This is a genomic window from Mycobacterium sp. IS-1496, assembly GCF_001499995.1.
GTDB lineage: Bacteria > Actinomycetota > Actinomycetes > Mycobacteriales > Mycobacteriaceae > Mycobacterium.
Genome location: NZ_LQIU01000075.1, coordinates 122,568 through 137,304 on the forward strand (window position 1 = coordinate 122,568; position 14,737 = coordinate 137,304).

A 14,737-nucleotide genomic window follows, 5' to 3' on the forward strand; every position below is an offset into this window, starting at 1 on the left:
GTTCAGCCGTTCTGCACCTGCTCGCGCGCCCAGCGGTAGTCGGCCTTGCCCGCCGGGCTGCGCTGGATCGCCGGCCGGAACAGCACCGCCTTGGGCAGCTTGTAGCGCGCAATGTGGTTGGCGGCGTGGCTGATCAGTCCGTCGGCATCGGCCGTGGCGCCCTCGGCGAGCGCGACCACCGCCACCACCTCCTGACCCCATCTTTCGCTCGGCCGTCCGGCCACCAGCACGTCCTCCACTGCGGGATGTGAGGCCAGGGCGGCCTCGACCTCCTCGGCGAAGATCTTCTCGCCTCCGGAGTTGATGGTCGCCGAATCGCGGCCCAGCAGTTCGATCACGCCGCCGTCGAGCAGGCGGGCCCGATCGCCGGGGATCGCATACCGCACGCCGTCGACGACCGGGAACGTCCCGGCGGTCTTGGCCGCATCCCCCTTGTAGCCCAGCGGGACATAGCCGCGTTGCCCGAGCCAGCCGAGACCGTCGTGCCCGGGCGCCAGCACCGAGCCGAGATCCTCGGCGATCACGCAGGTGTCCGGCCCGGCGTTGAACGTCCCGGTGGCCACGGCGCCGTTCATCGACAGATGGGTCATCTGGGCGCCGGTCTCCGACGATCCGACCCCGTCGACCACCATCGCGTTGGGCAGCAGGTCGATCAGCCGTTGTTTGGTGGCCGGGGTCAGGAACGCGCCGCCGTTCGCGACGACCGCCAGTGTGGAGATGTCGGGTTCCCCTGTCTGCCGGGCTCTTTCGATGGCATCGGCGAGCGGGCGGGCCATCGCATCGCCGACGACCGTCACCACCGAGGCCTTCTCCCGGGCGAGCGTGCGCAGCGCGTCCCGGGCGTCGAGGCGGTCGACCACCGAGGTGAACGCCACCGTCTGACCGGTCGTGAGCGCGGTCATCACCGCCCACTGCGCCGCGCCGTGCATCAACGGGGGCAGGATCAACAGCGTGGTCCCCGGGTTGGCCGCCGCCCGCTGCGCGACCTCCTCGAGTGAGGTCACCGTGTCGCCGCCGTACAGGGAGCGGCCGCCGAACGCGGTCATGAAGATGTCGTGCTGACGCCACAGCACGCCCTTCGGCATCCCGGTCGTGCCGCCGGTGTAGAGGACGTAGAGGTCGTCGGGGGAGGGCTTCACCGGTGGCGGGGCGGACGGCCCGGAGGCGACGATCGACTCGTGATCCACTGCGCCGGGCAGTAACTCGTTGCCGGAGTCATCGGCGATCTGGATCAGAATGCGCAGTCGGGGCAGGTCCGGCAGGACCTCGGCGACCCTCGGCGCGAAGGATGCGTGGTACAGCAGTGCGGTGGCGCCGCTGTCGTCGAGCAGGTAGCGCAGTTCGTCGCGGACGTAGCGGTAGTTGACGTTGAACGGCGCGACCCGCGACCGGAAGGCCCCGAGCAGGCCCTCGACGTAGGCGCTGCCGTTGTGGGCGTAGATGCCGAGCAGATCCTGGCCGGTTTCGTGGCCGCCGAGCTCGCGGCGTTCGGTGTGGCATCCCAGCCCTGCGCTGTGCAGGTACGAGGCGAGCCGATTCGACCGCGCGACGATGTCGGCGTAGGTGAAGCGCTGCTCGCCCTGCACCACGAATTCGCGGTCGGGGAGCACCGCGGCGACCGCGTCGGCGACCTGCGGCATGGTGAACTGCATCAAACCTCCCAGGCCTGCAGCAGACCCTCGGTCGTGGTGACCGTCGCCAGCAGCGACAGCGTGTTGTCGATGACGGCCTCGCCGTATTCGGCGGGGATCCCGGCGACCGCGTCGCGCGGCAGGACGACGCGATAGGCCGCGTTCACCGCGTCCATCACCAGGTTCGGGATCGCGACGTTGAGCGAGACGCCGACGGCCACGATCGTGGTGACACCGAGGTTGCGCAGGATCGCGTCGAGGTCGGTGCCGCCCATCGGGCCCAGCCCGTGCCACCGCGCCAGCACGAGATCGTCCGGTTCGGGCCCGAATTCGGGAAGCAGTGCGGCACCGGGGCTGCCCGGTTCGATCGCCACCCCGCTGCGGCCGACCGCGAACAACTTGGCGTTGTGATTCGCGCCGCGACCGTCGGCCCGTCGCTGGACAAGGCAGTGCACCACCGCGACGCCTGCCGCACGTGCCACCGGCAACAGGCGGGCGATGTTCGGCAGCGCAGTCCGGCGGGCCTGTTCGGCGAGTGCGGCCAGCCCCGCGTCGGGTCCGACCACCGCGCCCTGCAATTCCTGGGTGACCAGCGCGGTGTGCCCGGGCGCCACCAGGTCCGCCAGGCGCGGCGTCATACCGACGCGGGCACGTGGTAGAACTGCTTGGCCCACTCCCGCATCGCCATATAGGGTTTCGCGTCGATCTTGGCCAGCGGGGGCCGCTCGACGTAGCGCTGGTAACGCCAGATGTCGAGATCCTCCCAGACCGTGCGCAGGAACTGCCTCTCCACATGCGCGCGGACGTCATCCGGCGGGACGTCGGAGGTTTCGCCGTCGACCTTGGGCCACCAGATCGAATAGAACATGTCGGACAGCCCGTCGTCGACCGGGGTGCACGCGAAGATCAGCCGGTGGTTCGACGAGCCCTCGAAGGCGCTCACCGCGAAGCCGAGCCCGGAGAAATGGCTGTGGATGAGCAGCGCCATCTTATCCGGGTCGTCGCTGCGCGCGTCCGGCCAGCCGGTGAGGAAACGCCACTCCTCGCCGACCATCTCCCAGTTCAGGCAGACCGGCGTCACCGATGCGCCGTGGACATACCGGAAATGCGAACTGTCCGGGCCGTTCTCGGCGACGATCTGCGGGTGCACCGGTTCGTTCTCGGCGCGGCTGGAGAACTCGGGATACGGCCGGTAGTAGGCATCCGGGTCGGTCGGGAACTGGGGGAACTTCTGGAACAGGTCGGGCAGCGGCCACTGCGGCGGCGCACCGTCGGGATGGTGCCAGACGAACACGCAGCCGAACTGCTCGACGACCGGGTACACCCGCAGCTTCAGCGCCCGGTTCGGCCGATCCGGTTGGTAGGGGATGTAGGTGTTGTCCCCCTGCGGACCCCAGCGCCACCCGTGGAACGGACACTCCACGCAGTCGCCGACCACCTTCCCACCGTGGCCGAGGTGGGCGCCGAGGTGTTTGCAGTGTGCCTCGAGGACGTGAAGGGTGTGCGACTCGTCGCGATACGCGACCAGGTCGTCACCGAAGTAGTGCAGCGCCCTGGTCTCGCCGGTGCTGAATTCCGCCGACCACCCGACCATGAACCAGCCGGTGACCTTCCAGGTGAACGGAACCTTCATACCGCATCCATCAATCGGATCTTCCTCATTCCGGTCAACTACTGTAAGAGTTACAGTAACATCCTCGCGGATCAGGCAGAACGCCATTCGACGGATGGGATCGGCGATGGACGGCGCACCGGCGCGCAGGAGGGCACTGGTGCTCGGCGCCAGCGGGAACGTGGGCGCCGCGGTGGTCCGGCATCTGGTGGCCGACGGCGATGATGTGCGAGTCCTGTTGCGGCGCAGCAGTTCCACCCGAGGAATCGACGGTCTCGAGGTCGACCGACGGTACGGCGACATCTTCGACACCGAGGCGGTGACCGCGGCGATGGCCGACCGCGACGTCGTCTTCTACTGCGTGGTGGACACCAGGGCGCACCTGGCCGATCCCGCGCCGCTGTTCCACACCAATGTGGAGGGTCTGCGCGGGGTACTCGACATCGCCGCGCGGGCGGATCTGAAACGCTTCGTGTTCCTCAGCACCATCGGGACCATCGCCGTCGGCCCCAACGGGGAGACGGTCGACGAGGACACGCCGTTCAACTGGAGCGGCAAGGGCGGACCGTATATCGAATCCCGCCGCCAGGCCGAGGACCTGGTGCTGCGCTACGCCCGTGACCGGGGTCTGCCCGCGGTGGTGATGTGCGTGTCCAATCCGTACGGCCCGCCGGACTGGCAGCCCAGACAGGGTGCACTGGTCGCGCTGGCCGCCTTCGGCAAGATGCCCTGCTACATCCGCGGGGTCGGCGCGGAGGTCGTCGACATCGACGACGCCGCACGCGCGTTGGTGTCTGCCGCCCAACACGGCCGGGTCGGTGACCGGTACATCGTCTCGGAGCGCTACATGTCCCAGCGTGAGATGCTCACCATCGCCGCGGAGGCGACGGGGTCGGTCCCGCCGCGGTTCGGCATCCCGATGGCGCTGGTCCACGTCCTCGCCGCACTCGCCGGAATGTCGAACCGGTTGTTCGGCACCGACTTCCCCATCAATCCGGCCTCCGCGCGGCTGATCGCCCTCACCTCGCCGGCCGACCACGGCAAGGCGACCCGTGACCTCGGATGGCATCCCGGGCCCACCGCCGACGCGATCCGCCGCGCGGCCCGGTTCTACGTCGAACGCCGGGACCGCGACGAGAAGGTGATCGCGCTGTGAGAGGGCCGATGCGGTACGAGGCGCTCGTCGTGGGCGCCGGGTTCTCCGGCCTCTACGCCCTGCACCGGCTCCGGGAACTCGGCGTGCACACCCGAGTCGTGGAGAAGGCCGACGGCGTCGGCGGCACGTGGCTGTTCAACCGGTATCCCGGGGCGCGCTGCGACATCGAGAGCATCGAATACTCCTACAGCTTCTCCGAGGACATCCAGCAGGAGTGGGTCTGGACCGAGACCATGCCCGCCCAGCCGGAGATCGAGGCGTATCTGAACTTCGTCGCCGATCGACTGGACCTGCGCCGCGACATCGACTTCGGCACCGAGATCGTGGCCATGACGTTCGACGAGGAGGCGGCCGAGTGGTCGCTCGAGACGGCGGACGGTGGCCGGTATGTGGCGCCGTACGTCATCGCCGCCACCGGCATCCTGTCGGTCCCGCTCGAACCCGACATCCCCGGTATCGACAGCTTCACCGGCACGTCGCTGTACACCAGCCGCTGGCCCCGCGAGGGCGCCGACCTGGCGGGTGCGAGGGTCGGGGTGATCGGCACCGGTTCGACAGGTGTGCAGCTGATCCCGGTGGTCGCCCGCGAAGCCGCGCAGCTCGTCGTCTTCCAACGCTCCCCGGCGTACACACTGCCGTGGCGGGTGCGACCGTTCGAACCGGGCGAGCTCGATGATCTCAAGGCGCGCTACGGGGAGATCCGCGCCGCGCAGCGGGAACACCCCGTGGGCGCGGCCCGCCTCAGTGCGTTCTCCGTTCTGCTCGACATGCTGGTCCGGCCGGCGCTGAAGACGGCCGATCCCGAGGAGCGCCGGCGCGCCGTCGACGAACACGGCATCATGGGCGCGCTCAACTGGGGCGACATCTTCTTCGACATCGAGGCCAACCGGATGGCCGCCGAACTGTACGGCCAGGCGGTGGCCCGGATCGTCCGTGACCCGCAGACAGCGGCCGCGCTGGTCCCCACGCATCCGTTCGCCTGTAAGCGCCCGATCATCGACCAGGGGTACTACGAGACGTTCAACCGCGACAACGTGGCCCTGGTCGACCTGCGCCGCGGCGGCATCCGAGCCGTCACGCCGACGGGCATCGACACCGAGCAGGGGCACCACGAGCTCGACGTGATCGTCTACGCCACCGGTTTCGACGCCATGACCGGGGCGCTGAGCCGTATCGACGTCCGTGGCCGCGACGGGATGTCGCTGCGCGACGTGTGGGCCACGGACGGGCCGGTGTCCTACCTCGGACTGCAGGTGGCCGGGTTTCCCAACCTGTTCACCGTTCAGGGTCCCGGGAGTCCCAGTGCGGCAACCAACTTCGTGGCCGCCCTCGAACAGCACGTCGACTGGATCGCGGACTGCCTGCAGTATCTGCGTGCGCGCGGCCATCGCACCATCGAGGCCCTGGCCGGCGCGCAGACGGAGTGGATCGACCACACCACCGCCCTCGTGGCGCCGACCGTGCTGGTGCACCCGTCGTGCAACTCCTGGTACAACGGCGGCAACGTGCCCGGCAAGAAGCGGATGTACATGGGCTACACCGCGGGACTCCCGGAGTACCGCAGGCGCTGCGACGAGATCGCCGCCGCCGGCTACCAAGGGTTCACACTGGCATGAACGCTCTCGATCATGCCCGGCGGGTGGCGGCCGACGTCGCGGGCGTGGTGCCCAGAGCCCATGCGGCGCTGAGAGAATCGGATGACTGGTCGCCGTTGTCGATCGGCGGGATCGGCCGGCTCGGCGAGGTGGTGCTCGACGAGGTGGCGCTCACCGGGATGACGCTCACCGGACCGGGCCCGGCGCTGCCCCGCTCCACGCAGTCGTGCGCGGCGGCGGCCGAGGAGCTGTCGGCCCTGGGCATGGACCGGGCGCATGCGGACCCCGCACCCCTGCGTGTCCGCACGACCACGCGGCGGCGATTCGGCCCGATCAGGTATGAGCGGGTGACCTTCGAGCACGATCCGACCCTTCCCGGTTCGTTGGCCGCCGAGGGGTTCGGCGGGCCGGCGACGGCCGTCGCGCACCTGTGCCGCGCCGGCGACGAGCGGCGTCCGTGGCTGGTGTGGGTGCACGGCGCAGGCCAGGGTCAGCCGCTCGACCTGGCGTTCTCCCGCGCCCGGCGACTGCAGGAGGAACTGGGGGTCAACGTCGCCCTGCCGGTGCAGCCGGGTCACGGGTCGCGCCGCACCGCGTGGCCGCCGTACCCGAACATGGACCCCCTGGCCAACGTCGCGGGCATGATGCGGTCGGTGTCGGAGGTGCGCGCCCTGGTCCGGTGGTTGCTGCCGCAGTCGACGACCCTGGTGGTGTCGGGTGTCTCGATGGGATCACCGGTGGCCGCGCTGGTCTCGCATCTCGAGGAGTCCGTCGACGCCGTGGCGCTCTACACCCCGATCTTCGGCCTCAACGCGATGATCGCGCATCACCTCGACCGGTGGGGTCCGGCCGCGCGCGACACCGTCGAACTGCTGCGGTCCGACGCCGTGTCCACGCTCACCTCCGTCGTGGACCTGCTCGCCGCCGAACCGTCACCGCCACCGGAGCACCGGCTCATCGTCGGCGCGTGGCACGACCGGATGGCGATGCGTGATCCGGCGATCGCCCTGCATGAGCGTTGGGGCGGGGAGCTGTACTGGCACAGGGGAAGTCACGTCGGGCACATCTTCTCCAGGGGCGTCCAGAAGGCGTCTGAACGGTTCCTGCGCCGGGTCGCCGGCGGGGGCACTTCGGACGAGCCCTCGACGGGGAGGTGAATCGATGGCCCCGACGACCGTGGAGGTGCCTTCGGGCATCGCCGAGCTCACACCGCAGTGGCTCACCGGGGCGCTGCGGGCGGACCCCACTCTGCCGGACGCCCCAACCGTGGATGGCAGGATCACCGAGGTCTGGAACTGCGGCTACGAACAAGGGGTCTGGCATTGAGCGAAGACGGCGTGATGGACGAACTCGGCTACTATCTGCTGGCCGGCGCCGGCGGTGAGGGCCCCGCCACGTTGATGGACGAGGCGCGCCGCGGCGAGGAGCTCGGCTTCGGGACGGCGTTCATCTCCGAGCGGTGGAACGTCAAGGAGGCGTCATCGCTGGTGGGTGCGGCCTGCGCGGTGACCAGGCGGATGCAGATCGCCACTGCGGCAACGAATCACAACACCCGTCACCCGCTCATCACCGGATCGTGGGCGACCACCATGCACCGGCTGTCCGGCGGCCGGTTCACCCTCGGCATCGGCCGCGGGATCGGCGCCATCTACGGCGCGTTCGGTATCCCGGCGGTCACCACCGCACAGATGGAGGATTTCGCGCAGGTGATGCGGCGCCTTTGGCAGGGTGAGCTGATCTTCAACCACGACGGCCCGCTGGGCAAGTACCCGGTGCTGTTCCTCGACCCCGACTTCAAGGAGGACATCAGGCTGGCGATCGTCGCGTTCGGGCCGCAGACGCTGGCGCTGGGTGGGCGCGCGTTCGACGACGTCATCCTGCACACCTACTTCACGCCGGAGACCCTGCAGCGGTGCGTGAGGACGGTCAAGGAGGCCGCCGAGCAGGCCGGCCGCGACCCCGCCGGCGTGCGGGTCTGGTCGTGTTTCGCCACAGTCGGCGACCACCTGCCCGAGGAACTGCGTCTGAAGAAGACCGTCGCCCGGCTCGCCACCTACCTTCAGGGCTACGGTGATCTGCTGGTGAAGACCAACAACTGGGATCCCGCTGTGCTGCAGCGATTCCGTGACGACGAGGTGGTGAAATCGGTGCCCGGCGGGATCGATCACAAGGCGACACCCGAGCAGATCGAGCACATCGCGACGCTGATCCCCGACGAGTGGCTGGCGCCCGCCGCCACGGGTTCGGCGCAGCAGTGCGTGGACCGCATCCGCAAGGAGTTCGACTACGGCGCCGACGCGCTGATCATGCACGGCGCCACCCCGGACGAACTGGCGCCGATCGTCGAGGCCTACCGCGCCACCTGAGTGATTTCGGCGCGCTTACGTACGATGAGCGTACGTTTGCGCGCCGAAATCGCTAGGGCATGATGACCGTGCGGCTCACCGGTTCGGCGACCTGCTGACGGCTGAAGATCCCGTGCTGCAGCGCCGTCAACAGCCGCTCACGGGTCTCGACCGGTGAGATCAGCTCGTCGAACCCGAGGTGGCCGGCCGAGCGGTAACTGGCCTCCAGCTCCATCCGCTTGAGCACCTCGGTGTAGTCCTCGCCGGCGTGCGTCGCCCGGCTCATCGCCGCGGCGCTCATCGCGCCCATGGTGGCGCCCGGGTACGCGAAGGTCGCCACCTGGTCGTCGAAGCCCAACAGCGACATGACCATCGAGCCGAAACCGAACGCCTTGCGCAGTGTGACATGCAATTTGAGCGTCGTCGCGGCGGTCTGCGCGGCGAACATCCGCGCGCCGCTGCGCAACACGCCGCTGCGTTCGGAGCGGCTGCCCGGCAGCATCCCCGGATTGTCGGCGAGGAACACGATCGGCAGGTGGAACGAATCGGCGACGGTGATGAAATGCGCGGCCTTGTCGGCAGCGTCGGCGTCGATGGAACCGGCCATCACCTCTGGCTGGTTAGCCACCACCGCGACGGGGAAGCCGCCCAGATGCGCCAGCGCGCAGATGATCGCGCGCCCGAACCGTGGCTGGACCTCCAACCAGTCGGGCCGGTCGAAGACCACGTCGAGCACGGTGCGCATGTCGTAGATGTGGCGATTGTCGCGGGAGACGATGTCGAGCAGTTCCGGAGTAGGGCGCGGATCGGCGGTGTCGTCGGCGAGTCGGGTCGGGGGATAGGACCACGCGCTGGACGGGAAGTAGGACAGGTACCGACGGATGTCGTCGAGCACTGTCTCGTCGTCCTCGCCGTAGTTGTGGATGACCCCGCTGGTCAGCGCGACCTCCGGGCCACCCAGGTCCTCCTTCGAGATGTCCTCTCCGGTGGACTCTTTGACCACCGGGGGACCGGCGGTGAAGATCGCGCCGCCCGCGCTCATGATCGTGAAGTCGCACACCGGGGCCACCAGCGCGCCGTGGCCGGCGGACGGTCCCAGCACCGCCGCGACCGTGGGCACCTTGCCAGAGCACTGCGCCTGGATGATCAGGTCGGTCGGTGTGCGCCCGTAGTGCTCGCCGCTGGGGCGGAAACCCGCGCCCTCCAACAACATCACCAGCGGAATCTTGTTGCGCAGCGCCAACTCCGCGAGCCGGTACCGTTTGGCGTTGCCGCCCGGCCCGATGCTGCCCGCGAGTGTCGTGAAGTCCTCGGCGCCCACCATGACCGGGACACCGCCGACCCGGCCGGAGCCGGCGACCAGACCGTCGGCCGCGATGTCGCCACCGACGAGTGTGCCGAACTCGCAGAAGGTATCCGGGTCCAGTAGCCGTGCAATGCGTGCCCTCGCGTCGAGTTTGCCTTTGCCGTGGTGCTTGGCGACCCGCTCCGGCCCGCCCATCCCGTAGGTGTGCGCCCGGCGACGGTCGAGGTCCTCGAGCGTCTCCCGCCAGTCCTGCGCGTCCGTCATCCGTCGGCCCTCATTCACGATCGTTGACCTTACTGAATTGCTTACTGTAGCGTCCTCTCCCATGGGTGACGGTGCAGTGCCCGGCCTCAAGGTGGACCGAGGCATCCCCAGCCGACTCGACCGCGTCACCGAGGTGGCCACCGCGCTGGAAGACCAGGGCTACGACGGCTGCTGGACCGGCGAGATCAATCACGACCCGTTCCTTCCGCTGCTGCTCGCGGCCGAGCACACCACCAGGCTCGAGATCGGCACCAGCATCGCGGTGGCGTTCGCCCGAAACCCGATGACGGTGGCTAACATCGGGTGGGATCTGCAGGCCTATTCGAGCGGGCGTTTCATCCTCGGTCTGGGCACCCAGATCCAGCCGCACATCGAGAAGCGGTTCTCGATGCCGTGGAGCCATCCGGTGCGTCGGATGCGCGAATTCGTCGCCGCGCTGCGGGAGATCTGGTCGTGTTGGCACGACGGCACCCCGTTGCGGTTCGACGGCGAGTTCTACACCCACAAGATCATGACGCCGATGTTCGTGCCCGAACCGCATCCGTACGGCGTCCCGAAGATCTTCATCGCCGCCGTCGGCGAGGCGATGACGCGGATGTGCGGTGAGGTCGCCGACGGTCTGCTGGCGCACGCCTTCACCACCAAGCGCTACCTCGACGAGGTCACCACCCCGGCGTTGTCGGAGGGGATGGCGCGCGCGGGCCGGCGGCGCAGCGACTTCCAGGTGTCGTGTCCGGTGTTCGTCGTGACGGGGAAGACCGCCGAGGACGTCCGCGCGGCGAGCGTCGGGACCCGCAAACAGTTGGCGTTCTACGGGTCTACACCCGCCTATCGCAGGGTGCTCGACCTGCACGGGTGGGGCGATCTGCACACCGAACTGCACCGGCTGTCCCGACAGGGCGAATGGGACGCCATGGGGGCGCTGATCGACGACGACGTGTTGGACGCGTTCGCCGTCGTCGCGCCGCTGGACACCGTCGCCGCCAGGCTGCGTGACCGCTGCGACGGGGTGATCGACCGTGTGCTGCCCGCGTTTCCGGCCGGCGTGCCCGACGCCACCGTCACCGCTGTACTGCACGAGTTGCGCGGCCTCACGGCCGCCGCAGGGAGGAGCAACGCATGAGCGCCCCGATCATCGACGAGGCCGCCAGGGTGTTCGCCACCCCCAAGGCCTACACCGACGAGCCGGCACTGCACGCGGCCCTGACGCACCTGCGGGCACACGCGCCGGTGTCGTGGGTGGAGGTCGACGGCTACCGACCGTTCTGGGCGATCACCAGACACGCCGACATCTTGGCGGTCGAACGGGCGAACACCCTGTTCACCAACTCGCCGCGTTCGGTGCTGATGACCGCGGCCGCCGACGAGCTGCAGGCGGGTGTGGGCATCCGCACGCTGATCCACCTCGACGACCCCGAACACCGCGACCTGAGGGCCATCGGCGCCGACTGGTTCAGGCCGAAGGCGATGCGGGCGTTGAAGGTTCGCGTCGACGAGCTGGCCAGGATCTATGTCGACAAGATGCTCGCCGCGGGTCCGGAGTGCGACTTCGTCCAAGAGGTCGCGGTCAACTATCCGCTCTACGTCATCATGTCGCTGCTCGGAGTGCCCGAGGCCGACTTCCCGCTGATGCTGCGGCTCACCCAGGAACTGTTCGGCAGCGACGACGAGGAGTTCCAGCGCGGTGAGTCGTCCGAGGACCAGATGGCCGCGTTGCTGGAGATGTTCCAGTACTTCACCGCGTTGACCGCATCCCGACGGGAGCACCCCACCGACGATCTCGCCTCGGCCATCGCCAACGCCCGGTTGGGTGGCGAACCGCTGTCCGATATCGACACGGTGTCCTACTACGCGATCGTGGCGGCCGCAGGCCACGACACCACCAGCGCCACCATCTCCGGCGGCATGCTCGCGCTCATCGAACACCCCGACCAACTGCACCGGTTGCAGGCTGACCCGGGCCTGATGGGACTCGCGGCCGAGGAGATGATCCGCTGGGTGACGCCGGTCAAGGCGTTCATGCGTACGGCGGCCGAGGACACCGACGTGCGCGGCGTGCCGATCAGGGCGGGTGAATCGCTTCTGCTGTCCTATGTTTCGGGCAACCGCGACGAAGACGTGTTCGACGCGCCGTTCACCTTCGACGTCGGCCGGGATCCCAACCGGCACATCGCCTTCGGTTACGGGGTGCACTTCTGTCTCGGCGCGGCGCTGGCGCGGATGGAGGTCAGCAGCTTCTTCTCCGAGTTGCTGCCGCGACTGCGGTCGGTCGAACTGGCCGGCCGTCCCGAACACGTCGCGACGACGTTCGTCGGCGGGCTGAAGCACCTGCCGCTCCGGTACGCCCTGACCTGAGTCAGCAGCACCGCGCCCCGGGATCGGCGTCGGCGGCGGCATGCCGCATGTGCCAGTACTCGCGCTCGGTGAGCACCGGCTCGCCCGGATGGGTGCGCCGCCGGTGCTCGAGGTATCGGCGGTAATGGTTGTCGCCCATCAATGAAGCGACGTACCAACGGATTTGGCGTGTGATGCCGACAACGCGTCCCACTGCTTCTGCACCTCCTTCTCCCGTGCGGTGGTGTGCAGGCCGGAGGGGCCGAAGATCCGCGACGGCAGCGCCTCCTCCTCGGTGGTCGGCGGCGCGGTGCCCCGTAGCGCGCGGACCGCCATGATGACGCCGGCGGCGAAGACGATCACGACGAGCACGGCGAACACGATCGACAGAGTGCCCTGGATGAAGGTGTTGCGGATGACGTCGTTCATCTGGTCGGTATTCTTGGCCGCGCCGAAGGACTCCTTGCCCTGCGCCAGCGCCGACTTGTACTGGAAGTGCTGGGTCCAGTAGCCGACCTTGGGATCGCCGGAGAAGATCTTCTGCCACGACGCGGTCAGTGTGATGACCAGATCCCACAGCAGCGGAATGCCGGGCACCAGCGCCCACTTGCGGTGACCCTTCTTGAGGACGACGACCGTGACGACGGTCAGCGCGATCGCCGCGAGCAACTGGTTGGCGATACCGAACAGCGGGAACAGCGTGTTGATGCCGCCGAGCGGATCGGTGACCCCCATCAACAGGATGCTGCCCCACGCGGCCACGACGATCACGCTGCAGATCCAGGCGCCGACGCGCCAACTCGGATCCTTCAGTTTGCGCAGCGGCCCACCGAGATTCGACAGGCCGTCGGACAGCATGAACCGCGCCACCCGGGTGCCGGCGTCGACGGTCGTGAGGATGAACAGGGCCTCGAACATGATCGCGAAGTGGTACCAGAAGGCCTTGAGCGCACTGCCACCGAACACGCTGCTGAGCACCTCGGACATGCCGAACGCCAGCGTGGGCGCACCACCGGTGCGCGAGACGATCGAGCTCTCGCCCACGCTCCTGGCGGCCTCGTCGATCTGCTCCGGGGTGATCGGCGCGCCGGACAGTCCGAGGCCGTTGACGTACTCCGCCGCGGTCTCGGCCGTACCGCCCGTCTGGGCGGCGGGAGCGTTGAGCGTGAAGTACAGGTGCTGGTTGAGAATCGCGGCGGTGATCAGCGCCATGATCGCGACGAACGATTCGGTCAGCATGCCGCCGTAGCCGATCAGCCGCATCTGGCTTTCCTTCTCGAGCAGCTTCGGAGTGGTGCCCGAGGAGATCAGCGAATGGAAGCCCGACAGCGCGCCACAGGCGATCGTGATGAACAGGAACGGGAACAGGGATCCGGCGAACACCGGACCGGTGCCGCTGGCGGCGAAGTTCGAGATCGCCGGCGCCTCCATGACGGGGCGGGCGATGAGGATGCCGACCGCGAGCAGCGCGATGGTGCCGACCTTCATGAACGTCGACAGATAGTCGCGCGGGGCGAGCAGCAACCAGACCGGCAAGACCGAAGCGGCCAGCCCGTAGAGGATGACGGCCCAGCTCAGCGCGACCGGCGACAGGTCGAACAAAGATGCGCCCCACGAGGTTTCGGCCACCCACCGACCGGAGGCGACGGCCAGCAGGAGCAGCACCACGCCGATCGCCGACACCTCGGACACCCGGCCGGGCCGCAGGAACCTCAGGTAGACACCCATGAACAGCGCGATCGGGATCGTCATCGCGATGGAGAACACCCCCCACGGGCTCTGGGCCAGCGCCTGGACCACGACCAGCGCCAGCACCGCCAGCAGGATCACCATGATGACCAGCACACCGACGATCGCGGCGGCCCCGCCGACGGCTCCCAGTTCGTCGCGGGCCATCTGGCCCAGCGAGCGGCCCCGGCGCCGTGTCGAGATGGACAGCACCAGGTAGTCCTGCACACATCCGGCGAACACCGCGCCGATGATGATCCAGATGGTGCCCGGCAGGAAGCCCATCTGCATCGCCAGGACCGGTCCGACGAGTGGGCCCGCACCGGCGATGGCGGCGAAGTGGTGACCGAACAGCACCCGGCGGTCGGTCGGCACGTAGTCGGTGGCGTTCTCGAAAAGCTCGGCAGGCGTGGCGTTGTCGTCGCGCGGTTTGACGATGTTCATCTCGATCAGGCGCGCGTAGAACCGGAACGCCACCACGTAGGTGCAGATGGCGGCGATCACGAACCAGACGGCGTTGACGGTCTCGCCGCGGAAGAACGCGATAACCGCCCACGCGATCGCCCCCGCGAGCGCGATGAGCCCGAACACGATCCGGTGTCTGGTGGTGATCGGGGACCGGTCGATGATCGCCACCGGCGGCAGATCCCGGTCCGTGCGGATGTAGGTGACGTCGCCGACGGTCTCCTCGAAGCGCTCCGATGGTGCGGCGGTGGGTGTGGCCACGATCCCTCCCTACGATGGCGCGACAGTGTCAGGTGCCTGT

13 protein-coding genes are annotated in these 14,737 nt (G+C 68.7%); 7 read left to right on the forward strand and 6 right to left on the reverse strand.

Features of this window, described 5'->3' with window-relative positions:
* Positions 1-2: 2 nt before the first annotated feature.
* Genes AU195_RS24040 through AU195_RS24050 form a run of 3 tightly spaced genes read right to left on the reverse strand, consistent with a single transcriptional unit; the run spans position 3 to position 3,264 of the window.
* Positions 3-1,652: an acyl-CoA synthetase gene (locus tag AU195_RS24040; protein ID WP_059161511.1), complete on the reverse strand. Its 1,650-nt coding sequence runs from the start codon at positions 1,650-1,652 to the stop codon at positions 3-5.
* Complete coding sequence (locus tag AU195_RS24045) at positions 1,652-2,269, reverse strand: cysteine hydrolase family protein (protein ID WP_059161512.1); 618 nt, start codon at positions 2,267-2,269, stop codon at positions 1,652-1,654. The genes AU195_RS24040 and AU195_RS24045 overlap by 1 nt, the downstream gene beginning before the upstream one ends.
* Positions 2,266-3,264, reverse strand: coding sequence for an aromatic ring-hydroxylating oxygenase subunit alpha (locus tag AU195_RS24050; RefSeq protein ID WP_059161513.1), 999 nt, complete (start codon positions 3,262-3,264; stop codon positions 2,266-2,268). The genes AU195_RS24045 and AU195_RS24050 overlap by 4 nt, the downstream gene beginning before the upstream one ends.
* Before the next feature lie 94 nt (positions 3,265-3,358).
* Between AU195_RS24050 and AU195_RS24055 the strand changes: the two genes are divergently transcribed.
* Genes AU195_RS24055 through AU195_RS24070 form a run of 5 tightly spaced genes read left to right on the forward strand, consistent with a single transcriptional unit; the run spans position 3,359 to position 8,360 of the window.
* A complete protein-coding gene (locus AU195_RS24055) occupies positions 3,359-4,399 on the forward strand; it encodes an NAD-dependent epimerase/dehydratase family protein (RefSeq protein ID WP_059161514.1) in 1,041 nt (346 codons plus the stop codon).
* A gap of 8 nt (positions 4,400-4,407) precedes the next feature.
* Positions 4,408-6,015, forward strand: coding sequence for a flavin-containing monooxygenase (locus AU195_RS24060; protein ID WP_059161515.1), 1,608 nt, complete (start codon positions 4,408-4,410; stop codon positions 6,013-6,015).
* Positions 6,012-7,151: an alpha/beta hydrolase family protein gene (locus tag AU195_RS24065; protein ID WP_059161516.1), complete on the forward strand. Its 1,140-nt coding sequence runs from the start codon at positions 6,012-6,014 to the stop codon at positions 7,149-7,151. The genes AU195_RS24060 and AU195_RS24065 overlap by 4 nt, the downstream gene beginning before the upstream one ends.
* Before the next feature lie 4 nt (positions 7,152-7,155).
* Entirely contained in the window at positions 7,156-7,320 is a 165-nt protein-coding gene (locus tag AU195_RS25855; RefSeq protein ID WP_157531249.1) for a hypothetical protein, read from the forward strand.
* A gap of 14 nt (positions 7,321-7,334) precedes the next feature.
* The gene (locus tag AU195_RS24070) at positions 7,335-8,360 is read left to right on the forward strand and encodes a TIGR03857 family LLM class F420-dependent oxidoreductase (RefSeq protein WP_059161517.1); all 1,026 of its coding nucleotides are present in this window, start codon (positions 7,335-7,337) and stop codon (positions 8,358-8,360) included.
* Between the two features lie 52 nt (positions 8,361-8,412).
* On the opposite strand, the gene AU195_RS24075 is transcribed toward AU195_RS24070, so the two are convergent.
* Positions 8,413-9,909: an acyl-CoA carboxylase subunit beta gene (locus AU195_RS24075; RefSeq protein ID WP_059161518.1), complete on the reverse strand. Its 1,497-nt coding sequence runs from the start codon at positions 9,907-9,909 to the stop codon at positions 8,413-8,415.
* Positions 9,910-9,970: 61 nt separating this feature from the next.
* On the opposite strand from AU195_RS24075, the gene AU195_RS24080 reads away from it, so the two are divergent.
* The gene (locus AU195_RS24080) at positions 9,971-11,032 is read left to right on the forward strand and encodes an LLM class F420-dependent oxidoreductase (protein WP_059161519.1); all 1,062 of its coding nucleotides are present in this window, start codon (positions 9,971-9,973) and stop codon (positions 11,030-11,032) included.
* The gene (locus tag AU195_RS24085) at positions 11,029-12,264 is read left to right on the forward strand and encodes a cytochrome P450 (protein ID WP_059161520.1); all 1,236 of its coding nucleotides are present in this window, start codon (positions 11,029-11,031) and stop codon (positions 12,262-12,264) included. Before AU195_RS24080 ends, AU195_RS24085 begins: the two co-directional genes overlap by 4 nt.
* 1 nt (position 12,265) lies before the next feature.
* Here the strand turns inward: AU195_RS24085 and AU195_RS25530 are convergent, their stop codons facing one another.
* Complete coding sequence (locus AU195_RS25530) at positions 12,266-12,403, reverse strand: YbdD/YjiX family protein (RefSeq protein ID WP_502687379.1); 138 nt, start codon at positions 12,401-12,403, stop codon at positions 12,266-12,268.
* The gene (locus AU195_RS24090; RefSeq protein ID WP_059161521.1) at positions 12,403-14,697 is read right to left on the reverse strand and encodes a carbon starvation CstA family protein; all 2,295 of its coding nucleotides are present in this window, start codon (positions 14,695-14,697) and stop codon (positions 12,403-12,405) included. Before AU195_RS24090 ends, AU195_RS25530 begins: the two co-directional genes overlap by 1 nt.
* Positions 14,698-14,737 lie beyond the last annotated feature (40 nt).

Excerpts from the sequence above, each read along its gene's own strand:
- AU195_RS24060 (WP_059161515.1), top strand. The coding sequence starts at position 4,408 with ATGCGGTACGAGGCGCTCGTCGTGGGCGCCGGGTTCTCCGGCCTCTAC.
- AU195_RS24075 (WP_059161518.1), bottom strand. The coding sequence starts at position 9,909 with ATGACGGACGCGCAGGACTGGCGGGAGACGCTCGAGGACCTCGACCGT.
- AU195_RS25855 (WP_157531249.1), top strand. The coding sequence starts at position 7,156 with ATGGCCCCGACGACCGTGGAGGTGCCTTCGGGCATCGCCGAGCTCACA.
- AU195_RS24080 (WP_059161519.1), top strand. The coding sequence starts at position 9,971 with ATGGGTGACGGTGCAGTGCCCGGCCTCAAGGTGGACCGAGGCATCCCC.
- AU195_RS25530 (WP_502687379.1), bottom strand. The coding sequence starts at position 12,403 with ATGGGCGACAACCATTACCGCCGATACCTCGAGCACCGGCGGCGCACC.
- AU195_RS24050 (WP_059161513.1), bottom strand. The coding sequence starts at position 3,264 with ATGAAGGTTCCGTTCACCTGGAAGGTCACCGGCTGGTTCATGGTCGGG.
- AU195_RS24070 (WP_059161517.1), top strand. The coding sequence starts at position 7,335 with ATGGACGAACTCGGCTACTATCTGCTGGCCGGCGCCGGCGGTGAGGGC.
- AU195_RS24040 (WP_059161511.1), bottom strand. The coding sequence starts at position 1,652 with ATGCAGTTCACCATGCCGCAGGTCGCCGACGCGGTCGCCGCGGTGCTC.
- AU195_RS24055 (WP_059161514.1), top strand. The coding sequence starts at position 3,359 with ATGGGATCGGCGATGGACGGCGCACCGGCGCGCAGGAGGGCACTGGTG.
- AU195_RS24085 (WP_059161520.1), top strand. The coding sequence starts at position 11,029 with ATGAGCGCCCCGATCATCGACGAGGCCGCCAGGGTGTTCGCCACCCCC.
- AU195_RS24065 (WP_059161516.1), top strand. The coding sequence starts at position 6,012 with ATGAACGCTCTCGATCATGCCCGGCGGGTGGCGGCCGACGTCGCGGGC.
- AU195_RS24045 (WP_059161512.1), bottom strand. The coding sequence starts at position 2,269 with ATGACGCCGCGCCTGGCGGACCTGGTGGCGCCCGGGCACACCGCGCTG.